Source organism: Arcobacter sp. YIC-80 (assembly GCF_044841725.1).
Lineage (GTDB): Bacteria > Campylobacterota > Campylobacteria > Campylobacterales > Arcobacteraceae > Arcobacter_B.
Genome location: NZ_JBJBSI010000003.1, coordinates 41110 through 64632, shown reverse-complemented (window position 1 = coordinate 64632; position 23523 = coordinate 41110). Strand labels below are relative to the sequence as shown.

The window sequence follows — 23523 nt, the reverse complement described above, 5'->3', positions numbered from 1 at the left end:
ATGGTTACAAAAGAAGAGTTTGAAGAATCTATAAAAAAAGTATTAGAGTATGTAGGTGAAGACCCTTCTAGAGAAGGTTTAGTTGATACACCAAGTAGAGTAAGAAAAGCCTATGAATTTATGTGTGGAGGATACAATCAAGATCCAAAGGAGATTATTCAAAAAGCTTTATTTTCATCAACAAATGATGAAATGGTTGTGGTAAAAGATATAGAGTTTTACTCTCAATGTGAACATCATATCTTACCAATTATTGGTAAAGCCCATGTTGCTTATATTCCAAATGGAAAGGTAGTTGGATTATCTAAAATACCAAGAGTAGTAGATGTTTTTGCAAGAAGATTACAAATTCAAGAACAATTAACAGAACAAATCTGTGATGCTTTAAATGAACACTTAAAACCAAAAGGTGTTGCCGTAATTATTGATGCAAGACACATGTGTATGGAGATGAGAGGTGTTGAAAAAATTTGTTCAACAACTGTTACTTCTGCATTAAGAGGATTGTTTAAAACAAATAAGACAACTAAAGATGAGTTTTTATCAATAGTTAAAAACTCTTTTCATAAATAAATTTACTATAAAAGGGGAACCTTTTATAGTAGTATTATTTTTGCTAGCATTAAAAAACTAAAAAATCCTACAATATCAGTAACAGTTGTAAGTAAAACTGTACTTCCAATAGCAGGATCTATATCAAATCTTTTTAATATAAGCGGTATAGCAGCACCAAAGAAACCAGCACTGAATAGATTTATCATCATAGACATAGCTATGACTAATCCAAGAAGTTTTGTATCAAACCAAAGCCAAGCAATAACACCCATAATTACAGCAAATAGTAAACCATTAAGTAGTGAAATAACTACTTCTTTTTTCACAGCATCTTTTGCATTCTCAAGTTCAATATCACCTAAAGCTAACTGTCTTACCATTACCGCAAGAGTTTGAGTACCTGCATTTCCACCCATAGAAGCTACAATTGGCATTAAAATCGCAAGAGCAACATAAGCTTGAATTGTTTCATCAAAGATACCTATTACTAAAGAAGCTAATATAGCAGTTCCAAGATTTAAAAACAACCAAAATGCTCTTTTTTTTGCAGTCGTTGTTAATTTGTCTTCATGCTCAAATTCATCATTAACCCCTGCTAATTGATAGATTTGTTCAGTTGCATTTTCTTCAATTACATCTAAAATATCATCGGATGTAATCCTACCCATTAAAACACCTTGGTAGCTTGTAACTGCAACAACTGATAAGTCGTATTGTTCAAAGTTTTTGGCTACATTATCAATATGCTCATGATCATCAACTTTAAAGGGTTTAAATTTATTATCATCACTTTTCAATATTTCATCATAGGTTTTCTCAAAATCAAAAATTATTAAATCTTCAAGTAAAATTGAAGCTATTAATATTCTATTTTCATCTATTACAAAAACTTGATGAATATTTTCTAATTCATCAGATGCTTTTGCTTCTTTCAATCTTTTTACTGATTGTCCAATAGTTTCATCAAGATTTGCAGAGAAAAGCTCCGTTTGCATATATGCACCAGCTTCATCTTCTTCATATTTTTTAAGCCAGTCAATATCTTTTTGGTCTTCTTCTTCAAGTCCATCATAAATTTCTTTTGCTTTTTCTTGATCTATTTCTTCTAATTCTAAAATAAGGTCAGTTTGATCATCTGATTCTAGCTCTTCTACTGCATCCGTAAGCTTTTTAATTGATAGCTCTTCATAGGCTATTTCTCTTAAATTATCTGGAAGTTCAAGAATAACTTCCCCTAAAATATCATCAGGTACTTTTTTTAGTACAAAAAAGAAATCTTCAACACTTTCTTTTTCAATCTTTTTTAAAGAGTTAGCAATATCTGTGGGGTGTAAAGAGTCAAAGGTTTCTAGTAGTTTATGAGGATCTGTTATAATCACTTCTTCTTGAGGCATAATGACTCCTTTTTTTTTTAAATTTTTAGTTCACTTTTATAATCTATTCTATCTAATCTTGTTGCTTTAATTGAATCTTTATTATCTATTTTTGCATTTATTTCTTCAATCATTAACTTTGCATTAGCAACAAATGTTCTTTTTGATTTTCCTTTTAAACCATTTGTATCTGGTTTTTTTATAACTTTTAAAGGATTAACCGCTCTTCCATTTTTATATAAACCTAAATGTAAGTGAGGGCCAGAACTAAGACCTGTACTTCCAACATATCCAATATGCTGACCTTTCTTTATATTTTGACCTCTTCTTATGCTTTTGTTAAATCTATTTTGGTGTGCATAAAGAGTTTTATATCCATTTCTATGGTTTATGATAATAGTTTTACCATAACCCCCACGTCTACCCACAAACTCAACTCTTCCATCACCTGCTGCATAAATTTTTCTACCTCTTGGTGCTGCAAAATCCGTTCCTAAGTGAGCTCTATATCTTTTTAGAACCGGATGCCATCTTTTTCTAGTAAAATGGCTTGAAATTCTTTTATATGTAAGAGGAATTCTAAAGAAGTATGTTTTTGTAAAACCCACACCTTTTTCATTATAGTATTTATCATCTTTTTCATTTTTAAATCTATAATATTTATTGCCTGCAACTTCAACCATTGCTGATTTTATATCAGGTAAACCATGTGCTTTCCCTAATAGTACTTTTTGTGAATATTTAACGGCTACAATATCACCTTTTTGCATACCTCTAAAATTTACATCATTAAATAAAGCTTTTATTTGAGCTGATACTGCTGCATTTCCTGTTGCTTTTTGTAGGTCGTAAGATACTGAATTTGTAATTGGAACAATTATAGTTTCTGTAAACTCATTATAGTTAATTGGTAAAGTTTGAAATTTGTATGTATTATCTTCATCTATATATATATGAAGTTGTATTTCTTCTGATACAGGTATTAATACTTGATTTAATGTTCCATCATCATTTTCATATAAATAATATCTATCATCAGCTCTTATTTCAGAACATAACTCTTTATCTTCTTTTTCAAGCTCAAAATATAATTTTTGAGGAATTGAATACTTTTCTAAAAATGTTAAAAAAGTTTCACCTTTTGGCCAAGGTAATTCCTTAACTTCAGCACCAAACAAAAAACTGATAAAAAATAATAAACTAACAATGATTTTTTTCACGGACATATTCACTTTTATTTAAAAATTAGGGGTATCATTATACAATTGCGCAACTTAAAAATTTATATTATGGAGTTATTTTGTTTAGATTATTATTTTTAATATTCTCTTTATTTATTACAAACCTTTTTTCAAAAGAATTAGTTGATTTATATAGACTAGAAGGCCTTAAAGCAGTTGAAACACAAATAGAAAAAGAACTTACTAAAAAAGATTATTGGGATTATGTACTTAAATCTTATGACACAAAATTTGGTTATATTGAAAGTAAAAAATACATTCTTTTTTCAAATAAAAAAGATAAGAAACTTTTTTTATTTAAAAATGAAAATAAAAAACTAGAAAAACTTTTTGAAAATGAAGTTATAACAGGAGAAGTAGAAGGTGATAAGTATCTTGAAGGGGATAAAAAAACACCTATTGGAGTGTATGACTTAACACAGAAAAAAACAAAACTTGATCAATTTTATGGGCCTTTCGCTCTTGTGACTTCATATCCAAATAATTTTGATAAAAGTATGAGTAAAAAAGGTCATGGTATTTGGATTCATGGAATGCCTCTTGATGGTAAAAGAGAAGAATTTACTAAGGGTTGTATAGCCTTAGATAATGAAAAGTTGATAGATTTAGGAAATAGGATAAATCTTAAAGACGCAGTTCTAATTACAAGTGAAAATACTTTTACAGAAGCTTCTAAAGATGAATTAGCAGTTATTTTAGCTTCTTTAAATAAATGGAAATTGGCTTGGAAGTATTCAAATATTGACGAGTATTTAAATTTTTATTCTAATGAATTTAAAAGATATGATGGAATGAAAATTGAGAAGTTTGCACAATACAAAAAAAGAGTATTTTCAAAAGATGAAGAAAAAATTATAAGATTTTCAAATATTAATATTTATGCTTATCCAAATTCTTTAAATAAAAGATTATTTAGGGTTTATATGGATGAATTTTATAAAAGTGATACTTTAAAATTTATAGGAAACAAAGAACTAATTGTAGAGATTATTGATAATAAAATGAAAATTTTATTTGAAGACTAAAACATAGTTTAACTCTTTTTTGGATATAATCACGCTTACTTAATAACCATATTTTAAGGCGAAAAATGCAAAATAAAGAGATGAACCTAGAAGAGATGGCACTTGCTCACTCTTTGACACTTGAAGAATTAGAGAATATAAAAGAAATCTTAGGAAGAGATCCAAATCATGTTGAAATTGGTATCTTTTCTGCGATGTGGTCTGAACACTGTTCATACAAATCTAGTACAAAATACTTAAGAGGATTCCCAACTAAAGCTCCATGGGTTATCCAAGGTCCAGGTGAAAATGCTGGTGTTATTGACATCGGTGATGGATATGCTGCTGTATTTAAAATGGAATCACACAACCACCCATCATTTATTGAGCCATACCAAGGTGCTGCTACTGGTGTTGGTGGAATTATGAGAGACGTATTTACAATGGGTGCTAGACCTGTTGCATCTATGAACTTAATTCAATTTGCTGGAATTGAAGGTGATAGTGAAACTGCTAAAAAACACAGATACCTTTTAAGAGGTGTTGTTGCTGGTATTGGTGGATACGGTAACTGTATGGGAGTTCCAACTATTGGAGGTCAGACAAACTTTGAAGAGTGTTATGCAGGAAATAATCTTGTTAATGCATTTAACTTAGGTATTGCTAAAGCTGATGAAATTTTCTATGGTAAAGCAGAAGGTATTGGGAACCCAGTAATGTATGTAGGTTCAAAAACTGGTAGAGATGGACTTGGTGGAGCTGTTATGAGTTCTGCTTCATTTGATGAAGATTCTGAATCAAAAAGACCAACAGTACAAGTTGGTGATCCTTTTACTGAGAAACTACTATTAGAAGCTTGTTTAGAATTATTTAAAGAAGATTTAATTATCGGTATTCAAGATATGGGTGCTGCTGGACTTACTTCGTCTTCATTTGAAATGGCAGGAAGATCTGGTTCTGGTATGATTATGCATTTAGATAAAGTACCTGCAAGAGAAGAGGGAATGACTCCTTATGACTTTATGTTATCAGAATCTCAAGAAAGAATGCTAATTTGTGCAAAAGCTGGTTGTGAACAAGCAATTATAGATATTTTTGAAAAATGGGAATTAGATGTTGCTGTAATTGGTGAAGTTACTGCTACTGGAAATATGGAATTATTCTGGCATGGGGAAAAGTGTGCAGAAGTTCCTGTTCAGCCTGTATCAGAACAATCTCCTGTATTAGATAGACCAGTTGCTAAACCTGCATACTTAGATGGTATTGAAGATATAGCTTTAGATAAAGAATTATCAAACCAAGAAGTATTTGAAGAATTATTCTCAGATATGGAAGTAGTTGATAAATCATGGGTTTATAACCAATATGATTCTATGGTTCAAACTAACACTGTTAAAGGCCCAGGTCAAAATGATGGTTCTGTAATTAGAGTAAAAGAAAATGGAAAAGCCTTAGCAATGTCTGCTGATTGTAATACAAGACAATGTTATATTAATCCTGAATTAGGTGCAGCTGCAGCTGTAATGGAATCAGGAAGAAATGTAGCTATGACAGGTGCAACTCCAAAGGCTATTACTGATTGTCTAAACTTTGGTAATCCCCAAAACCCAGAGGTTATGTGGCAATTTGCTCAAGCTTGTGAAGGTATTAAAAAAGCTTGTGCAGAACTTAACACACCAGTAATTGGTGGAAATGTATCACTTTATAATGAAACTAATGGTGTTGGTGTTTTCCCAACTCCTGCAATTGCTATGGTTGGTGTAAATGATGATGCAAATAAAGTTCTTCCTTCTTGTGTTCAAGAAGAAGGGAATATGCTTTTCTTATTAGGTGAAACAAAAGCTGAATTTGGTGGATCTTTATATATGAAAAAAATGTATAATCAAGTAGCAGGTGCTCACCCAGAAGTTGACTTTAAAAAAGAGCTTTCTTTATGGAATACTGTAATTGAAGGAAATAAAAAAGGTTTAATTAAAGCTGCAAAAGATGTTAATGTTGGTGGTATTGCTATTGCTTTAGCTAAAATGGCAGTAGTTGGTAAAAAAGGTATTGAAGCAAATATTTCTTTAAATGACTCAAAAGAAATTTTTGCTGAATCTTTATCAAGAGCTATTGTTGAAGTTAAGCCTGAAAATGCAGCTGCATTTGAAGCTATAGCAAATGCACAAGGTATTGAGTGTAGTGCAATAGGTACAGTTGGTTCAGATAAAATATCTATTAATGATATCTATAAAGATTTAGAAGCCATGTCTGACGTATATTTCAATAAGTTCAAGCAAGTAATCGAGCAAGACTTATAATCAAACAAGCCAAAGCCAGACTCTAAATAGAGTTTGGCTTTTTTTATTTTATTAATATTTACAATTTAACAAGGAAGAATTTAAATGAGAGCATTAATATCAGTAAGTGATAAAAGTGGTGTTGAAAACTTTGCAAAAGAGTTAGTATCTTTAGGTTATGAAATCATCTCAACTGGTGGTACTTATAATAAATTAAAAGAAGCTGGAATTGCAGTAATTGAAGCAAATGAAGTTACTAAATTTCCTGAGTGTTTTGAAGGTAGAGTAAAAACTCTTAACCCATATATTCACGGTGGTATCTTACATAGAAGAGATAAACAATCACACTTAGACCAAGCAAAAGAATTAGGTGTTGAAGGTATTGACTTAGTATGTGTAAACCTTTACCCATTCAAAGCTACAATTGAAAAAACTGATGATTTTGAAGAAATTATTGAAAATATTGATATTGGTGGACCTGCGATGGTTAGATCTGCTGCTAAAAACCATGATTCAGTTATTATTGTAACAGACGTAGCTGATTATGACCTAGTTCTTAACAACTTAAAAAACGATTCAAATACTCAAGAGTTCAGAAGAGATATGATGATTAAAGCTTATGAGCATACTGCTGCTTATGACTCTATGATTGCTAATTATATGAACAAAAGATTCAACAACGGTATGGGTAATAAACAATTTATCACGGGTGTTAAAGTATTTGATACTAGATATGGTGAGAACCCTCATCAAAAAGGTGCATTATACGAATTTGATAAGCATTTATCTAATAAATTTATCACATTAAAAGGTGAAGCATCTTTCAATAATATGGGTGATATCTCAGGCGCTGCAAAAATTGCATCTGCTTTTGGTGATGAAAATGCTGTATGTATTGTAAAACATGGTAATCCTTGTGGATTTGCTATTAAAGATACTTTATTAGAATCTTACGAGAGTGCATTAAGATGTGACCCAATCTCTGCATTTGGTGGAGTAGTTGCTGTTAATGGTATCGTTGATTTAGACTTAGCTGTTAAAATGAATGAAATCTTCTTAGAAGTTGTATTTGCAGCTGACTTTACAGCTGAAGCTGAGCAAGAATTAAACAAGAAGAAAAGAATCAAGTTATTCAAACAAGGTACTACTAAGTTAGAAATGGCAAATGATGATTTTAACTTCAAAATTGTTGATGGTGGATTTGTATATCAAGACGCTGATAAAGTTGAAGATGATGAAGTTGCAAACTCTGAATTAAAATCTACTAGAGAAGCAACTGTACAAGAGAAAAAAGATATGGAGATTGCTTATAAAGTAGCTTCATTAACTAAATCAAACTGTGTAGTATATGTAAAAGATTCTGCAATGGTTGCTGTTGGTATGGGTATGACTTCAAGAGTTGACGCTGCTAAAGCTGCACTTAGAAAAGCAGAAGATTTAGGTATTGATGTAACTGGTGCTGCTTTAGCATCAGAAGCATTCTTCCCATTTAGAGACTCAATTGATGCTGCCCAAGAAGCAGGTGTTAAGTGTGTAATCGAACCAGGTGGTTCTATCAGAGATGATGAAATTATAGAAGCTGCTAATGAATTTGGTATGGCTTTATACTTCTCAAATAAAAGACACTTCCTACACTAAAAAGATGATTTAACTACGCGTAAAGTTTTCTTATTCGTTTAGGATAAGGGACTTTACTTCTCTTTTTGCATAACTTGGCGTTGTTGGGAAAAATAAATATACTCACTTACTAGATGTAAGCTCCTATATTTTTTTCTCTCTCCACCTTGATTTATTTTGAAATCTAATCATTTAAATCACTTTTTTATTTATCCTATAATCTATTTTTTCTAGTTTTAATTTAATAGTAAATTCTGTAATATAATTTATATAAAGTATAAGGGGTTTATAATGGCAAGTAATTGAAATATTCCTAATGATTTAGAAATTGAGATACGTGCTAGAGATAAGAATTGCGTTTATTGTAAAATAGTGTTTACATCAATAAAAAATGACTTATAATTAAAATTTATTTAATAGCAAAAATAAGCAAAGCCCCTGCAACAAAAAAACTAATAGCTATGAACATAGAATAACTCCTTTTCTTTATTATATGTTCTAAGCATAATATTTTTATGACAATATCTATAAATACAACTAATTAAGTAATTTTTATATACCATACTTGAAAATTAAATATAAAAGAATTTATAATGAAAGAATCTGATTTATACTTACCTCTAAAAAAATATTTAGAATCACAAAACTATGAAGTGAAAGGTGAAGTTTGTGATTGTGATGTTGTAGCAGTTAGAGGTAATGAATCTCCTGTAATAGTTGAGCTTAAACTATCTCTTAATCTTGATGTATTGCTTCAAGGTGTGGATAGAATTTCTTTATCATCACTTATATACATTGGTATTCCCCATGATTCAAAAGCTTTTAAAAAGAAAAGAAAATTAGCTTTAAAACTTTTAAAGATGTTAGGTTTTGGGCTTATTTTAATAGACCATATTAAAAATAAAGTTGAAGTAGTACTAGATCCTATTGAGTATAAACCAAGGAAAATAAAGCAAAAAAAAGAAAAACTCTTAGGTGAGTTTCAAAGTAGAGTAGGTGATCCCAATCTTGGTGGTATGGCTAGTAGAAGAGGTGTTATTACTTCATATAGACAAAAAGCTTTGAAAATCGCTTTATATTTAGAAAGACATGGGGATTGTAAAGCTTCTCAAATAGCAAAAGACTTAGATGAATTAAAAGCTAGAGAAATTATGTATAACAACTACTATTCTTGGTTTGAAAGAGTTGGAAAGGGTATTTATTCTTTAAATGCTAAAGGAAAAGAAGAAATTAAGTTTTGGCTTGAAAAGAAGCCTAGTTCTTAGATATTCAATAAAGTTTGAATATTTAGAACTAAACCTTTGCTTCTAAATCTTGGAAGCAAATTTGCTAAAGACTTTTCTCCGTATGTTGATACATGTTCTAGTATAAGTTCTCTTTTTGTATCTGAGTTTAAAATAAGCTCTTCTACTTTTGTTACATTGTTAGAGTTTACAGCTTGTAATAATTGTGTTGAAACTGGAATAAATGTCATAAGTATCCTTTTTTATTTTCTTGGTGGAATAATGACAATTTATCACTTAATTTATAGGTATTTTACTGTAACCAAAATGTAACCGTAATTGATTTGTAATTTATGGATAGTTTTTTCGAAAACACTCTTTAATATAATCACTAAATTCTAAAAAAAGTTTACTTTTATATTTGTCTCTATGATGAATCATATATAATTCTCTTTTAAAATCTATATTTTTTATATCTACTTTAAAAAGTTTTCCTTCTTCAATTTCCTTTTGAACAGCAAGTTTTGATATACAAGTAATACTATTTTTATCATGGAGTAAGATACTTTTAATTTCATCGAAATTTGAAATTTCCATTGTGATCTTAAGCTTATTAGTATCTGGTATTTTATTCAAAAATATTTCTCTTGTTGCGGAACCTTTTTCTCTTAGTATCCAGTTTTTTTCATATAATTCATCTATAAAATAACTATTGTTACTTAAGTGTTTATTTGCACTTACAACAATAAGTACATCATCAGCTAATTTTTCTTTTACTATGTGTGGATCAATAAAGTCATTTTCAATAAAACCTAAATCAATAGTTGAATCTACTATAGATTGTACAATTTGTTTTGTATTGTTTGAACTTTTTGTAACTTGCACATCATGTGTAGAAATAAAGTCATAAAGATATATAGATAAGTCAATACAATTAAAAGTTTTGCTTGAAGCAAGTTTTACTTTTCCTCTTAGCTTTTCTTGATCAAAAATTTCTGTACTATTTAAAAGCTCTAAATATGGAGAGTACGAGTTGTCTTTAAATAGTCTTCCTCTTTCATTTAATATAAGTTTTTTACCTACTCTATCAAAAAGTTTTTCATCAAGTTTTTTTTCTAAAGAGTTAAGACTTGATGATATAGCAGCTTGTGTCATATTTATTTGTTTAGCAAGATTAGAAATATGTGAGTCTTCACATAATTTGAAAAATATATCTAGTTCTTTTAGTGTAATCAAAACAAATCCTATAAATTTTTTTGATTATTATATCAAAAATAATTAATTTTACAAATGATAAATAATCCTTTATAATTCAATCAAAATTAAAGAGTACAAAATATAAAATTTAAAAAAAATAGAATTTTATAAAGGAATGATTCTTATCATATTCTTTAGTATAGTAAGTTTTATTTTGATTGTTGCTATACTTTTAGGTTTAATTTTATCAAATAGTTTTAGTAAATATACTTTAATAAAACAGCAAAGTAGTTTAGATTTTTCTACAAAATATTTACTTTGTTAACTAGTTCAATTTAGTAGGTGTATTAAATAGTATAGAAAATAAGCTTATATTAAATTCATAGGAAAACCTATGAATTTAACAAAGAATACCTTCTTTTATGATTTTTGCTGTATTTTCAACTGCATATTGATGACCATTTATTGCATCTTCATAGCTATTATATCTTTTATTATATACAGGTTCATGGTAGATTACTTTATTGTCTTCTTTTTTAAATATCATTGTTTCATAAACGAAAACATTGTTATGTTGATTTAGCCAAGAGTGTCTAACATGCATTTTAATTGTTGAAATAAAATATCTTTTATCATCAACTGTTGAGATGTGTTTTAATTCTAAGTCTTGATGTTCCATTGAAAATACTCCTAATTTTTTGCTAAATTATATTAGAATCGTATGATAAAAAAATGATAACTTTATTGTACTTTAGGTGTTTTTATAAGTATTTAAAATTAGTAATTTTTTATCTTTTTTTTTGTTAGAAAGTGAGATTTATTTGTTATAATATTTGCTTCATAAAAAGAAAGTGAGTTTATATGTTTAAGAAATTACTCTATATTATTTTAATTTTTATCTTTTTCCCAAGTCTACTTTTATCAAAAGATTTAAAGAAAATTACAATTCAATTATCATGGTTTGATCAATTCCAATTTGCTGGCTACTATATAGCTAAAGAAAAAGGTTTTTACAAAGAAGCAGGATTAGATGTAAATATTAAGCCTTTTGAGTTTGGTATTAATATTCCTAATGATGTGGCAAAACAAAAGTTTGATTTTGCAGTAGGAAGAGAAACGTTAATTCTTGATAAATCAAAAGGAGCTGATATTGTAGCTTTATATGCACTTTTCCAAGCTACCCCTTTGATTTTAGTTAGTACAAAAGATTCAAAAGTTAATTCTATTGAAGACTTTAAAAATAGAACTATTATGACAACAATTGATGATTCAAGTGAAGTATCTTTAAAAGCTATGATACGTTCACATAATGTTAGATTAGAAGATTTAAATTTTGTAAAACATACACATAATATTAACGATTTAATAAATAAAAAAACAGATGTTATCTCAGCATATATTTCTAAGTCTCCATTTGAATTACAACAAAAAGGTATAGACTATAATATTTTTGATCCTAAAAAATTTGGTTTTGACATGTATAGTGATTTGCTTTTTACTAGTAAAGATATGATTGAAAATGACATAGATACAGTTCTTGCTTTTAAAAATGCTTCACTTAAAGGTTGGGAGTATGCTTATGAAAATATTGAAGAGAGTGCGGATTTAATAATTAAGAAATATAATTCCCAAAATCTTTCAAAGGAAGAATTAGTTTATGAAGGAAAAGAACTTAAAAAACTTTCTTATTTTAACACCAAAAAACTAGGTGAAATTAAAAAAGAAAAGCTTCAAAGAATATATGACTTATATAATATTATGGGGCTTACTAAAAATATAATAGATTTTGATGATTTTATTTATTTTGAAGATAATAAATTGGTTTTTACAAGTAATGAAAAAAAATATTTAGAAAAAAGAAAAGTTATTAAAGCTTGTATTATTCCAAATGCTATGCCTTATAGTGATATAAAAGAAAATAGACTTCAAGGTATTACATCGGATTTTATGAAAATGTTAGAAAAAAAATTAAACATAAATGTTTCTTATGTAAAAACTAATAATACAGAACATTCTATAGAACTTATAAAAAAAGGTGTATGTGATATTATTCCTACTTCTCAGTTGACTCAAGAAGGAAAAGATATTATGAATTTTACAAAATCATATCTTGATATACCTTCTGTACTTATGACTAAAGATGATAAACCTTTCATAGAAAATTTATCTAATATTAAAGGTGTAAAAATAGGTGTAAATAGAGATTTTTCTTCTTTTGAAGCTTTAAAGTTAAAGTACCCAGATATTGATTTTATTGAGTTGAATAATATAGTTGATGGTTTAGAAATGGTAAATAAAGGTGAGTTTTATGGCTATATTTCTTCTATGGGACAAGCTTGGTATATATTACAAAATGATTTTTTATCGCATATTAAAATATCAGGTAAAATTGATGAAAGAGTAGAACTTAGAATAGGTGTCAAAAAAGATGAGAGTAAATTATTTGATATATTAAATAAGTTTATAAATACTTTGGATAGTGAAACTATAGAATTATTAAGTAACAAGTGGGTTTATGTGGAACATAAAAAAGAGTTTGATTATACTTTATTGTATCAGATTCTTTTTGCTATTACAGTTGTAATTTTATTTTTATTGTATAGACAAAATTTATTAAATAAAGTTAATAAAGATTTAAATAAAAAAGTTGAAGAAAAAACACAAGAGTTAAAAAGAATAAATGAAACACTAGAAGAAAAGATAAAAGATGAAGTTGAGAAGAATCTAAAAAAAGATAGATTGTTAGTTCGACAGTCTAAAATGGCTGCAATGGGTCAGATGATTGAAAATATAGCTCATCAATGGAGACAGCCTTTATCTGTAATAACTACTAGTGCTAGTGGTTTAAAGATTAAAAAAGAAGTTGGAGATTTAGATGATAAATTCTTTTTTGAAACCTTAGATAGGATTGTTAATTCATCAAACTATTTATCTCATACTATTGATGATTTTAGATATTTCTTTAAGCCTCAAGATAAAAAAGTAAAATTTGATATTTCAAATACTCTAGAAAAAACAATAAATTTATTAAACTCAAAGTTTGAACAAGAACATATTAAAATAGTTAAAGATTTTCAAACTATAGAAGTCTATGGACATGAGACAGAGTTTATTCAAGTATTTATAAACATTTTAAACAATGCAAAAGATGCTTTATCTTTAAATGATAAAGATAATAAATTTATTTTTATAGAAACAAAAAGAAAGAAAGATAAAATAGTTATAAAAATAAAAGATAATGCAGGAGGAATAAAATCAAAAATTTTAGATAAAGTTTTTGAACCTTATTTTACTACAAAACATACTTCAAAAGGTACAGGAATAGGCCTTTATATGTGTGATCAAATAATATCTAAATATATGAATGGACAAATAGAAGTTACAAATAAAAAATTTGAATATAAAGAGCAAAAATATAAAGGGGCTGAATTTACTGTTACATTATTTGATGATAATTGATATTAAGCTATAATCTAATATATATTAAAAATAGGAATTTTTATTGAATTGGTTAGATATAGATAAAGAGCATGTTTGGCATCCTTATAATTCGTTGCCAACTAAAACAAAAATACTACCAGTAAAAAGAACTGATAAAACATCTATCTTTCTCTCAACAGGTGAAGAGTTAATAGATGCTATGAGTTCATGGTGGAGTGCAATACATGGATATAATCATCCTAAATTAAATGAAGCTTTAAAAAAACAAGTTGAACTTATGCCACACATTATGTTTGGTGGGCTAGCTCATGAAAATGCAGCTATATTATCTAAAATGCTAGTAGATTTAACAGGTTTAAATAGTGTTTTTTTATGTGATAGTGGTTCTGTTTCTGTTGAAGTATCTTTGAAAACAGCTATTCAATATCAAGAAGCAAAAGGCTTTAAAAAATATAAATTTTTAGCATCTCAATATGCTTACCACGGAGATACTTTAGCTGCTATGAGTGTATGTGATCCAAATAATTCTATGCATAGTATTTATGGCTCTTACCTTCCTAAACATATTTTTACAAAAGCTCCAAATATTGGTTTTGATGAAAATTGTGATGATGCAATTTATGAGTTAGAAAAAAACTTTGAGAAGTATCATAAGGAATTAGCAGGTTTTATAATAGAGCCAATTGTTCAAGGTGCAGGTGGTATGAGAATATATAATCCAAAATTCTTGAAAAAAGCAAGAGAACTTTGTACTAAGTATGATGTTCTTTTAATAGCAGATGAAATAGCAACAGGTTTTGGGCATACTGGAAAAATGTTTGCATGTCAGTGGGCAGATATAAAACCTGATATTATGACTGTAGGTAAAGGTTTAACAGGTGGTTATATGACAATGGCTGCTATGATTACTTCAAAAAATGTCTCAAAAACAATAAGTGATTCTAAATTAGGTATTCTTATGCATGGACCTACTTTTATGGGTAATCCTCTTGCTTGTAGTGTAGCTATTGAAAGTATAAAATTACTACAGCAAACAAATTGGGAAGAAAAAGTTTTAAAAATAGAAACTATTTTTGCAGAAGAACTAGATGAAGCAAGGGATATACCTTTGGTAAAAAGTATTAGAAATATTGGAGCTATTGGGGTTATTGAATTGAAAGATGATAGTTATGCTCAATATATACAAGATTATTGTGTTTCAAAAGGTGTTTGGATCAGACCTTTTGGAAAACTTATTTATTCAATTGTAGCTTATACTATAAAAGAAGAAGATTTAAGAAAAATAATTAGAACTATGATTAAAGCTATAAAATCTATAAAGAGTTAATATGAAAAAAAGTGATTTAAAACAGTTAGTTACAAATATGCCAAAAACTCCAGGTGTATTAGGTCGAGATAGGTTTTTTAATTCAGCTGTTCTAATACCTCTTATAAAAATAAAAGGTGAATATCATTTATTATTTCAAAAAAGAGCAGCTCATATTAGACAAGGTGGAGATATATGTTTTCCAGGTGGAAGGTTTGAAGAAGGAATTGATGAAAATTTTGAACAAACAGCATTAAGAGAAACTTATGAAGAGCTTGGAATTGAAGCAAAAGATATTAAAATTATAGGACAACTTGATTCTTATGTTGCTCCTATAGGTGCAGTAATTGAGCCTTTTGTTGCTACGATTAAAAAAAGAGCTTTAAAAACAATGAAAATTGATAAAAATGAAGTTGAAAAAACTATTTTAATTCCTTTAAAATTTTTTAAAGAAACACAAGCTTTAGAATATACTTTGTCTCATGAAATACAACCTTTTAGATTTAATGAAGAAGGCAAAAAAGAGGTGTTGTTTCCAGTAGAAGAGTTAGGGCTTCCTGATACATATAAGAAGCCTTGGGGAAATAAAAGACATAAAATTTGGGTTTATAAATATGAAGATGAGGTAATTTGGGGAATTACTTCTGTTATTATAAATGATTTATTAGAGAAGTATTAATATAACTCTTCATTTAAATAATAGTATTTTTAGATAAAATACTTTTGTTTAGAATAGGAGTATAAATGAAAAACTTTTTTTTAGTTTTAGTTTCTTTTTTTATTATTGGATGTACAAGTAAAGATGTAAAAGAAAATATAAAAGAAGAACCCAAAACAGCAAAAAAAGCTGAAAAAAAAATAATAAAGAAACCTAAAACCATTCTTTGTAAAGACTTAGAACAAGGTAATTTAAAATTTAATTGTTTTATGAAAAAAGCTTTAGCTGGTGATATCAATGCTTTAAGAACTATTGCTTCTTTTTATGAAGAAGGCTTAAATACTAAAAAAGATAAAGAAAAATCTGTCTTATGGCTTGAAAAAGCAGCTTTAAAAAATGATATTGCTTCAATTAAGAAATTAAGTAAAATCTATATAACAGAAAAAAAATATTCAAAAGCAATTCCTTACTTGGAAAAACTTGCCCTTTTAAATGATAGTTATTCTTTAAAACAATTAGGTTTGATTTATCATAATGGCTTAAGTGTAAAGAAAGATTTTGATAAATCTTTCTTTTATTTTTCAAAATTTTTAGAAATAGAAGATGATAAATTTATTCAAAGAGAAGTAGCTTATTTTTATAAAAGAGGTATTTCAACAAAGCAAGATTTAAAAAAAGCCTTTGATCTTTATACTAAAAGTGCTCAAGCTGGTGATATTTTTAGTATGTCTGAAATAGGGTATTTTTATGCTAAAGGTTTAGGCATAAAAAAAGATTATAAAAAAGCATTTACTTGGTTTGAAAAAGCTTCAAGTTTAGGTAGTGATTATTCAAAATCATGGTTGGCTTATTTTTATGAAAATGGTTTAGGTGTTCAAAAAGATATTGAAAAAGCTATATTTTTATATAAAGAATCTAAAAACAAATACTCTATGTATAAACTAAAAAAACTAGATAATAAAGGTAAATAACAAATGAATAGTATTACTTTACAAGAACAAAAAATAACTCCTTCAAAGGTGGTTTGTATTGGTAGGAATTATAGTGAGCATATAGAAGAATTAAACAATGCAGTGCCTGATGAAATGGTTTTTTTTATAAAACCAAACTCTTCTATTTCAACTAATCTAGTATTTCCAAAAGGAAGTGCCTCTTGTCATTATGAAGCTGAAATTTCATTTTTAATTGAAGAAGATAAAATATCTGCTGTTTCATTTGGATTGGATTTAACATTAAGAGAAGTACAATCTAAGCTAAAAGCTAAAGGTTTACCTTGGGAGAGAGCTAAAGCTTTTGATAATTCTGCTGTTTTTTCTGACTTTGTAAGTTTTGATGGTGATATATCAAAACTTGAAGTAGAACTTTTTATTAATGATAAGTTAGCTCAAAAAGGTGATGTATCTTTAATGATTAATAAGCCTTATGACATAATAAATGAGTTTAAATCTTTTGCATCTTTTGAAGATGGTGATATTCTTATGAGTGGTACACCAAAAGGTGTAGGGGAGTTTAAAAAAGGTGATGTATTTGAAGGAAAAATTCTTTATGATAATGAAGTTTTGCTTACTAAAAAATTTATAGTTTCTTAAGGAGAAGATATGGCATTTAATAAACTTACAGATGAAGAAATAAGAGTAATAGAGAATAAAGGTACAGAACTTCCATTTAGTGGGAAATATAATGATTTTTATAAAAAGGGAGTTTTTACTTGTAAAAAATGTAATACTCCACTATATAAGTCAGAAGATAAATTTAGTTCAGGTTGTGGCTGGCCTAGTTTTGATGATGAAATTAAAGGAGCTGTAAAAAGAGTTGCTGATGCAGATGGACGAAGAGTTGAAATAGTTTGTGCAGCTTGTGGTGGTCACTTAGGTCATGTTTTTGAAGGTGAGGGATTTACTTCTAAGAATACAAGACATTGTGTAAACTCAATATCTTTAAATTTTAAGGAAGAAAACAATGATTAAAGAAGCTTATTTTGCCTCAGGTTGTTTTTGGGGAACAGAATATTATTTTGAAAACTTTAAAGGTGTAAAAACAGCAGTTTCAGGTTATATGGGTGGACATATTCCAAACCCTGATTATAGAAGTGTTTGTACAGGTCAAACAGGACATTTAGAAGTTGTAAAAGTAGAGTATGATTCAACTGAAGTTAGTTTTGAACAACTTGCCATTCAGTTTTTTGAAACACATGATTTTACCCAAACAAATGGACAAGGTCCAGATATTGGAAGTCAATATTTATCTGCTATTTTTTATAATGATGATGAGGAAAAAGAAATTTCTGAAAAATTGATTGAAAAATTGACATCAATGGGTTATAAAGTTGCTACAAGTTTATATAAAGTTGTTCCTTTTTATGAAGCAGAAGATTATCATCAAGATTATTATGCAAGACACCAAAAGGTGCCTTACTGTCATTCTTATAAGAAAATTTTTTAGTGAGTTCCTAAAATATAGTAAATAGGTTTTGCATCTAATTGTTGAAGTTTTACATTGTACTTGTTAGCCCAATGTGAAACTTCTTCATGAAATTCTTCTAAAATTTCTTGTGCATCATTTTCATCACATTTGATTTTTAAATAGTCAGTTTTATTTGACAATCCTACGTAAGCATTCATTTTCTTTAAATGATCATTTAAAGAAAAAATGTGTTTAGAAAACTTATCAAAGTTGTCTGTAACAGATATCATTTTTTCAGCTTGCTTCATTGAAGCATCACTTTTTGAATATCCAAGTTGTGATAAAATCACTTCTGCAGATACATCTATTTGCATATTATTTCTCCTTTTATTAATATTGTATAATAACAAAAAAGTTTTAAAATATAAGTAAAAAAGTATATAAAATATATACTTTAAAAAAAGAACATAATAAATATAAGTGGTTCTATGAATTTAATATTAGTCTAATAACTTATTATGATATAATTTTCAACTTTTTTAAAAATTATTATTTTATTAGTAATTTTATAACATAATAGAGGAAACACAATGACGAAATGTTTTATTTTAGTAGGATTATTTTTATTAGTTGGAGTAAATAGTTTTATAGATGAATATAAGAAAATAGCAAATTCAAAATTAAGTGGAAAATAATATGTTTGTATCAATATTAATTATTTATACCATTTGTTTTTTGATTTGGCTTTATGCTTTTTTTTCTGTTCTTGTAAATAACTTTAAAGAACCAAATAATAAAATAGTATGGGTTTTACTATTAATATTCATACCAGTAACTGCAATTTTATATCCTTTTATAGGAAGAAAACAAATAAAAAGAGAAAATATCAATACTGAAAATAGTTTAGAAATTGAATCTTCTACTATAGATGATGGTAATGAAGAATTAAATGTAAAAAAAGAAAAAAAGAAAAGCAAAATAGTTGGAATTATACTTACTTTTATTGCTCCTGGTTTAGGTTATATATATGTTGGTCATATAAAAAAAGGTTATTTATATATGTTTCTAATGCCTTTATTCCTATATTCTTTATATAATTCAATATTTGAATATACTAATATTTTTACTGTCTTATTAATATATTCTTCTGCTCTTTTATTATATTTTATTCCAATATTTAATGTAATTAGTATTATAAATAAGAATGAAATCAAATATAGTAAGTTTAGTAAATGGTATTTTCTCATAATAACTTGTATATTTTATTTCTCATATATTACAATTTTAGGAAAAAGTGTAACAGTTAAATTATTTACACAGCCTTCTTCTTCAATGTCACCTACAATTCTTGAAAATGATCAGTTTTTGGTTAAAAAAACACAATTTATACCTAAAAGAGGTGAAGTAGTAGTATTTAAATATCCAAAAAATGAAAAGATATTGTACATAAAAAGAGTGGTTGCTACTAGTGGAGATATTATTGCTATACAAGATAAAAATTTACTTTTACATCCTAAAGAAGGGAATGAATACATTTTAAATAATTACTCTAATAAGGATATTATGAAGGTTGGAAATAAATTTTGGGTAATTAATCCCTATAAAATTAAATTTCCATCGATAAGTAATGATAATCTTGTTGTAAATAATGGATTAAGTCCTTCACAATTATTTAATATGTATCCTATAATAGTTCCAGAAAATGAATATTTCATGATGGGAGATAATAGGGATCATTCAAATGATTCAAGGTTTTGGGGAACTGTTTCGCAAAATCAAATTGTTGGCTATGTAAAGTCTATATTTATAAATTTTAATGATATAAGTAGAATAGGTAAAAAAATTAATTAATAAACTATAAATCTAATTTTGATTTATAGTTTATCTTGTTTTATTTTTTTAGAAAATACTTTATTATAATTTTGCTACAATCCTTGTATCAAATTTATGTGTCAATGATTTAATATAATATTGAAACAAATATAAAAAAATACCTATAATAAGGAGCTTAGATGAGTGTTTTAGTACAAATGGCAATGTTTCCAACAGATAAAAGTGAAAGTAAGGCTAAAGAAGTTTCAAAAGTAATTGAAGTTATTAAAAATAGTGGATATTCTTATCAATTAACTTCAATGTGTACAATTATAGAAACAAATAAAATGAGTGAGGCTTTAGATTTGATAGGTAGATGTTACAAGGTATTAGAAGATTTAGGGTGTAATAGAGTTTATTCAACTATAACTTTTGATATAAGAAAAAATCATGAAGATAGAATGACTCAAAAGATTAAATCAGTTGAAAGTTATATAGGTGAAGTTTCAAAATAGTCTAAAATAGACTCTTTTGAACTCCTAGTTTCTCTTCACCTAAGGCTTTTAGTCTAAATGTAAACCTGTGTTCATCACTTCTTCCAAACTCTTTTATTTTTTCAACATGGGCTTTAGTTCCATATCCTTTATGTTTTTCAAAGTCATAATTTTCATAATTAGAGGCTATTTTGCACATATATCTATCTCTTGATACTTTAGCAAGAATTGAAGCAGCACTTACTTCTTTTATTGTTGCATCTGCTTTGATTTTATGTTCAAGTTTATTTATACCAAATGATGTATTTCCATCCATTAAAAATGAACTGGCATTTGATGATAGTTTTTGCATTATTTCTGTAATTGATTCTTTCAGGCATTTACTTATTCCTTTTTCATCAATTTCTTTTGCACTTTTAAAAACGATATGATTATAAGAGTTATCAATAATTTTATCAAAAAGTAATTCTCTTTTTTTTTCGCTTAAAACTTTAGAGTCATTTAATTGTTCAAGTTCTTTTTTTAATACAACACCTGCTACAACTAGAGGTCCAGCAATAGGTCCTCTTCCAGCTTCATCAATTCCACATAACATATAATTATCACTTTTTATTTTGAATATATCTAAAAAGAAATTATATTTAAATAAATAATTAATACTTGTATTAAGTAAAAATATTATAATATATATTTATGGAAGTTTAAAGGTTGTTTTGATGAAAGCAAAAAGTTTAAAACAAAATATCATAACAATGGTCGTCTTAATAACTTTATTTTTTTCTATAATAACATTATCAATTACTATTATTTCTTTTTTTAATTTAAACAATCAATCTTTACAACATTCTCAAAAAGAGATATTAATACATGTAAAAAATCAAATAAATGATTTTATGAATAAAATAGAAAAATTATCAGTGTATTTAGAAAATGAAAATGAGAATTTACATATAATTTTAGAACCTATTTTAAATACAAATAAAGAGATATCAACAATACTTTTATTTAATGAAAATAACAAAGTTGAAAAAATATATTCAAAAACAGATATTTATTTGAATTTTTTGAATGAACTTTCAAATGATAAAATAAATATCAAAAAGGCTTGGTCAGATTTAATATATTTTGATTTTCAAAAAAATACCTCAATAGCATACTCTTTCAAGGTGAAAAAAAAGAAAATTATATTTTTAATATCTTTAGAAAAAATTATAAATTTAACTAAAGCTTTTAAAAATTCTGATGGTTCATCAATGATTAGACTGTTTGATTCAAATAAAAAATTTATTATAAATCATGATCTAACAAAAAAACAAGATAGTATAAATAATTCTTTATCTCGTAATTATTTTACAGATTTAATTGATGTTGTTGATGAATATAAACTTACTAAATTTAAAAACAATTATCTTAATACTATAGATTATGGTATGTATACTACTATTGATAAAACTAAATGGAAACTATTACTTAGACAAAATACAGATATCCTAAAATGGTATATTTTAAAAGTAGTTTTATTAATTGTTATAAGTATTTGTATTATTTCTTTAATTGTATTATTGTTTATTAATAAATACTTGAAAAAAATATTTTCTAAACTTGATAAATTTAAATCAGAATTTAAAAATATTTCAAATGGTCAATATCAAAATAGTCTTACTTTTACAAGGTTTATTGAATTAAATAGTTTTATCAAGTCTTTTGATAAAATGCGAATAGAGTTAAATAAAAGGGAAGATATTTTAACTCAAAATTTAGAAAACTTTAGACTTTTAGTGGACTCTACTATGGAAGGAATTGTTATTCATGATAAAGAGTCATGTTTAACTGTAAATAATTCAGCTGTTAAAATATTAGGTTATGATAATAAATCAGACTTAAAAGGTAAAAAAGTACTTAAAATAATTCCTTCTAAATACAGAAATATGATAAAAGAATGTTTTAGAAAAGATGTTAATATAGATGAACCTAAAGAGTTTAAACTTTTAAAAAAGGATAATTCTATTATTTATGTATTAGCCAAGGATAAAGCAATTTATTTTGAAAATAAAAAATTAAGAATTACTTTGTTTTTGGATATAACAGACTTAAAAGAACAACATAAAATAATAATGGAACAATCAAAGTTTACATCTATTTCTGAAATGCTTAAAAATATTGCACATCATTGGAGACAACCTTTATCAACAATAAGTGTTTTATCTTCTGGTATGAAACTTGAAAAACAACTAGATATATTAAATGATAAAAATTTACTTGAAGGATTAGATAAAATCAATAAAACTACAAAAGAGTTATCTTCAATTATTGATAAATGTTCAGCATATTTTGAACTTAATAAAAATCAAGAAAGGTTTAATTTGATAGAAAGTTTAAATTCTACATTACTTTTTATTGAGCCTTTACTTCAAAAAAATGAAATAAATCTAGTTTTAAGACATAGAAATAAAGAACTTTTTATTAATGGATATATAGCAGAATTCTCACAAATTATCTTTAATCTATTAGAAAATGCAAAAGATGCAATATTGAATTCAGGTGTAAAAGATAAGTATATATTAATTGAAACAAAAAAAGTAAATAATGATATAGTTTTAAGAATTCAAGACTCAGGTTTAGGAATAAAAGAAAATAAAATTCATAAAATCTTTGAACCTTATTTTACAACTAAAGAACAAGAAGTAGGTTCAGGTATAGGTTTATATATGGCACATTATATTATTACAAAACACATGAAAGGTAGTATAAAAATCAAAAATAAGGATTTTCTAATAGAGAATAAAAACTTAAAGGGCTTAGAAGTTTTGATACAACTAACATAACAAATAGAATATAATTAGGATAAAAAGTATATAATGTATATATTTTTTTAAGGTATTATATATGCAACAGATGATCAAATTTATGGTGGCTTTTT

At 26.8% G+C, this 23523-nt stretch carries 22 protein-coding genes; 15 read left to right on the top strand and 7 right to left on the bottom strand.

Going from position 1 to position 23523, the window contains the following annotated elements; all coding sequences use genetic code 11:
• Nucleotides 1-573, top strand: a complete 573-nt coding sequence (folE, locus tag ACH5BK_RS05890) for a GTP cyclohydrolase I FolE (protein WP_404305406.1) — start codon at nucleotides 1-3, stop codon at nucleotides 571-573.
• 23 nt (nucleotides 574-596) lie between these two features.
• On the opposite strand, the gene mgtE is transcribed toward folE, so the two are convergent.
• On the bottom strand, nucleotides 597-1949 hold the full coding sequence (gene mgtE, locus ACH5BK_RS05885; RefSeq protein ID WP_404305404.1) for a magnesium transporter: 1353 nt from the start codon (nucleotides 1947-1949) through the stop codon (nucleotides 597-599).
• Nucleotides 1950-1966: 17 nt separating this feature from the next.
• The gene (locus ACH5BK_RS05880) at nucleotides 1967-3148 is read right to left on the bottom strand and encodes a peptidoglycan DD-metalloendopeptidase family protein (protein WP_404305402.1); all 1182 of its coding nucleotides are present in this window, start codon (nucleotides 3146-3148) and stop codon (nucleotides 1967-1969) included.
• A gap of 80 nt (nucleotides 3149-3228) precedes the next feature.
• On the opposite strand from ACH5BK_RS05880, the gene ACH5BK_RS05875 reads away from it, so the two are divergent.
• The 4 genes from ACH5BK_RS05875 to ACH5BK_RS05860 all read left to right on the top strand — a co-directional run bounded on the left by ACH5BK_RS05875 (nucleotide 3229) and on the right by ACH5BK_RS05860 (nucleotide 9334).
• A complete protein-coding gene (locus tag ACH5BK_RS05875) occupies nucleotides 3229-4194 on the top strand; it encodes a L,D-transpeptidase family protein (RefSeq protein ID WP_404305400.1) in 966 nt (321 codons plus the stop codon).
• 65 nt (nucleotides 4195-4259) lie between these two features.
• Nucleotides 4260-6473, top strand: a complete 2214-nt coding sequence (purL, locus tag ACH5BK_RS05870) for a phosphoribosylformylglycinamidine synthase subunit PurL (RefSeq protein WP_404305399.1) — start codon at nucleotides 4260-4262, stop codon at nucleotides 6471-6473.
• An 84-nt stretch (nucleotides 6474-6557) separates the two neighbouring features.
• Nucleotides 6558-8090: a bifunctional phosphoribosylaminoimidazolecarboxamide formyltransferase/IMP cyclohydrolase gene (gene purH, locus ACH5BK_RS05865; RefSeq protein WP_404305397.1), complete on the top strand. Its 1533-nt coding sequence runs from the start codon at nucleotides 6558-6560 to the stop codon at nucleotides 8088-8090.
• Nucleotides 8091-8662: 572 nt separating this feature from the next.
• Nucleotides 8663-9334 (top strand): DUF2161 family putative PD-(D/E)XK-type phosphodiesterase, encoded by a 672-nt coding sequence (locus ACH5BK_RS05860; protein ID WP_404305395.1) that lies wholly within the window; start codon nucleotides 8663-8665, stop codon nucleotides 9332-9334.
• Here ACH5BK_RS05860 and ACH5BK_RS05855 read toward each other — a convergent pair.
• The 3 genes from ACH5BK_RS05855 to ACH5BK_RS05845 all read right to left on the bottom strand — a co-directional run bounded on the left by ACH5BK_RS05855 (nucleotide 9331) and on the right by ACH5BK_RS05845 (nucleotide 11168).
• On the bottom strand, nucleotides 9331-9543 hold the full coding sequence (locus ACH5BK_RS05855; RefSeq protein WP_404305393.1) for a hypothetical protein: 213 nt from the start codon (nucleotides 9541-9543) through the stop codon (nucleotides 9331-9333). The two genes, ACH5BK_RS05860 and ACH5BK_RS05855, sit on opposite strands and share 4 nt — an antisense overlap.
• A gap of 100 nt (nucleotides 9544-9643) precedes the next feature.
• The gene (locus ACH5BK_RS05850) at nucleotides 9644-10528 is read right to left on the bottom strand and encodes a LysR substrate-binding domain-containing protein (protein WP_404305391.1); all 885 of its coding nucleotides are present in this window, start codon (nucleotides 10526-10528) and stop codon (nucleotides 9644-9646) included.
• Between the two features lie 361 nt (nucleotides 10529-10889).
• Nucleotides 10890-11168: a hypothetical protein gene (locus ACH5BK_RS05845; protein ID WP_404305389.1), complete on the bottom strand. Its 279-nt coding sequence runs from the start codon at nucleotides 11166-11168 to the stop codon at nucleotides 10890-10892.
• A 182-nt stretch (nucleotides 11169-11350) separates the two neighbouring features.
• Here ACH5BK_RS05845 and ACH5BK_RS05840 point away from each other — a divergent pair, with 182 nt between their 5' ends.
• The 7 genes from ACH5BK_RS05840 (at nucleotide 11351) to msrA (ending at nucleotide 18336) form a co-directional block, all read left to right on the top strand.
• Complete coding sequence (locus tag ACH5BK_RS05840) at nucleotides 11351-13948, top strand: ABC transporter substrate-binding protein (RefSeq protein WP_404305387.1); 2598 nt, start codon at nucleotides 11351-11353, stop codon at nucleotides 13946-13948.
• 43 nt (nucleotides 13949-13991) lie between these two features.
• Nucleotides 13992-15257: an adenosylmethionine--8-amino-7-oxononanoate transaminase gene (bioA, locus tag ACH5BK_RS05835; protein WP_404305385.1), complete on the top strand. Its 1266-nt coding sequence runs from the start codon at nucleotides 13992-13994 to the stop codon at nucleotides 15255-15257.
• A 1-nt stretch (nucleotide 15258) separates the two neighbouring features.
• Complete coding sequence (locus tag ACH5BK_RS05830; protein WP_404305383.1) at nucleotides 15259-15915, top strand: NUDIX hydrolase; 657 nt, start codon at nucleotides 15259-15261, stop codon at nucleotides 15913-15915.
• 65 nt (nucleotides 15916-15980) lie between these two features.
• Entirely contained in the window at nucleotides 15981-16865 is an 885-nt protein-coding gene (locus tag ACH5BK_RS05825) for a tetratricopeptide repeat protein (RefSeq protein WP_404305381.1), read from the top strand.
• Nucleotides 16866-16868: 3 nt separating this feature from the next.
• Nucleotides 16869-17483, top strand: coding sequence for a fumarylacetoacetate hydrolase family protein (locus tag ACH5BK_RS05820; RefSeq protein WP_404305379.1), 615 nt, complete (start codon nucleotides 16869-16871; stop codon nucleotides 17481-17483).
• Nucleotides 17484-17492: 9 nt separating this feature from the next.
• Nucleotides 17493-17861, top strand: a complete 369-nt coding sequence (locus tag ACH5BK_RS05815; RefSeq protein ID WP_404305377.1) for a methionine-R-sulfoxide reductase — start codon at nucleotides 17493-17495, stop codon at nucleotides 17859-17861.
• Complete coding sequence (gene msrA, locus ACH5BK_RS05810) at nucleotides 17854-18336, top strand: peptide-methionine (S)-S-oxide reductase MsrA (RefSeq protein WP_404305375.1); 483 nt, start codon at nucleotides 17854-17856, stop codon at nucleotides 18334-18336. Before ACH5BK_RS05815 ends, msrA begins: the two co-directional genes overlap by 8 nt.
• Here the strand turns inward: msrA and ACH5BK_RS05805 are convergent.
• Nucleotides 18333-18671 carry a hypothetical protein gene (locus ACH5BK_RS05805; protein ID WP_404305373.1) on the bottom strand — a complete coding sequence of 113 codons (339 nt, stop codon included), beginning with the start codon at nucleotides 18669-18671 and terminating at the stop codon, nucleotides 18333-18335. The two genes, msrA and ACH5BK_RS05805, sit on opposite strands and share 4 nt — an antisense overlap.
• 322 nt (nucleotides 18672-18993) lie before the next feature.
• On the opposite strand from ACH5BK_RS05805, the gene lepB reads away from it, so the two are divergent.
• Nucleotides 18994-20148: a signal peptidase I gene (lepB, locus tag ACH5BK_RS05800; RefSeq protein ID WP_404305371.1), complete on the top strand. Its 1155-nt coding sequence runs from the start codon at nucleotides 18994-18996 to the stop codon at nucleotides 20146-20148.
• A gap of 161 nt (nucleotides 20149-20309) precedes the next feature.
• Nucleotides 20310-20624, top strand: coding sequence for an MTH1187 family thiamine-binding protein (locus ACH5BK_RS05795; protein ID WP_404305369.1), 315 nt, complete (start codon nucleotides 20310-20312; stop codon nucleotides 20622-20624).
• A gap of 1 nt (nucleotide 20625) precedes the next feature.
• On the opposite strand, the gene ACH5BK_RS05790 is transcribed toward ACH5BK_RS05795, so the two are convergent.
• Nucleotides 20626-21198 (bottom strand): ribonuclease HII, encoded by a 573-nt coding sequence (locus ACH5BK_RS05790; protein ID WP_404305367.1) that lies wholly within the window; start codon nucleotides 21196-21198, stop codon nucleotides 20626-20628.
• Nucleotides 21199-21319: 121 nt separating this feature from the next.
• On the opposite strand from ACH5BK_RS05790, the gene ACH5BK_RS05785 reads away from it, so the two are divergent.
• A complete protein-coding gene (locus ACH5BK_RS05785) occupies nucleotides 21320-23428 on the top strand; it encodes an ATP-binding protein (RefSeq protein ID WP_404305365.1) in 2109 nt (702 codons plus the stop codon).
• The last annotated feature ends 95 nt before the right edge of the window (nucleotides 23429-23523 follow it).

Excerpts from the sequence above, each read along its gene's own strand:
- ACH5BK_RS05830 (WP_404305383.1), top strand. The coding sequence starts at position 15,259 with ATGAAAAAAAGTGATTTAAAACAGTTAGTTACAAATATGCCAAAAACT.
- ACH5BK_RS05815 (WP_404305377.1), top strand. The coding sequence starts at position 17,493 with ATGGCATTTAATAAACTTACAGATGAAGAAATAAGAGTAATAGAGAAT.
- ACH5BK_RS05825 (WP_404305381.1), top strand. The coding sequence starts at position 15,981 with ATGAAAAACTTTTTTTTAGTTTTAGTTTCTTTTTTTATTATTGGATGT.
- folE (WP_404305406.1), top strand. The coding sequence starts at position 1 with ATGGTTACAAAAGAAGAGTTTGAAGAATCTATAAAAAAAGTATTAGAG.
- ACH5BK_RS05840 (WP_404305387.1), top strand. The coding sequence starts at position 11,351 with ATGTTTAAGAAATTACTCTATATTATTTTAATTTTTATCTTTTTCCCA.
- ACH5BK_RS05855 (WP_404305393.1), bottom strand. The coding sequence starts at position 9,543 with ATGACATTTATTCCAGTTTCAACACAATTATTACAAGCTGTAAACTCT.
- ACH5BK_RS05795 (WP_404305369.1), top strand. The coding sequence starts at position 20,310 with ATGAGTGTTTTAGTACAAATGGCAATGTTTCCAACAGATAAAAGTGAA.
- mgtE (WP_404305404.1), bottom strand. The coding sequence starts at position 1,949 with ATGCCTCAAGAAGAAGTGATTATAACAGATCCTCATAAACTACTAGAA.
- ACH5BK_RS05860 (WP_404305395.1), top strand. The coding sequence starts at position 8,663 with ATGAAAGAATCTGATTTATACTTACCTCTAAAAAAATATTTAGAATCA.
- ACH5BK_RS05790 (WP_404305367.1), bottom strand. The coding sequence starts at position 21,198 with ATGTTATGTGGAATTGATGAAGCTGGAAGAGGACCTATTGCTGGACCT.
- ACH5BK_RS05785 (WP_404305365.1), top strand. The coding sequence starts at position 21,320 with ATGAAAGCAAAAAGTTTAAAACAAAATATCATAACAATGGTCGTCTTA.
- ACH5BK_RS05820 (WP_404305379.1), top strand. The coding sequence starts at position 16,869 with ATGAATAGTATTACTTTACAAGAACAAAAAATAACTCCTTCAAAGGTG.
- purL (WP_404305399.1), top strand. The coding sequence starts at position 4,260 with ATGCAAAATAAAGAGATGAACCTAGAAGAGATGGCACTTGCTCACTCT.
- msrA (WP_404305375.1), top strand. The coding sequence starts at position 17,854 with ATGATTAAAGAAGCTTATTTTGCCTCAGGTTGTTTTTGGGGAACAGAA.
- lepB (WP_404305371.1), top strand. The coding sequence starts at position 18,994 with ATGTTTGTATCAATATTAATTATTTATACCATTTGTTTTTTGATTTGG.
- purH (WP_404305397.1), top strand. The coding sequence starts at position 6,558 with ATGAGAGCATTAATATCAGTAAGTGATAAAAGTGGTGTTGAAAACTTT.
- ACH5BK_RS05805 (WP_404305373.1), bottom strand. The coding sequence starts at position 18,671 with ATGCAAATAGATGTATCTGCAGAAGTGATTTTATCACAACTTGGATAT.
- ACH5BK_RS05845 (WP_404305389.1), bottom strand. The coding sequence starts at position 11,168 with ATGGAACATCAAGACTTAGAATTAAAACACATCTCAACAGTTGATGAT.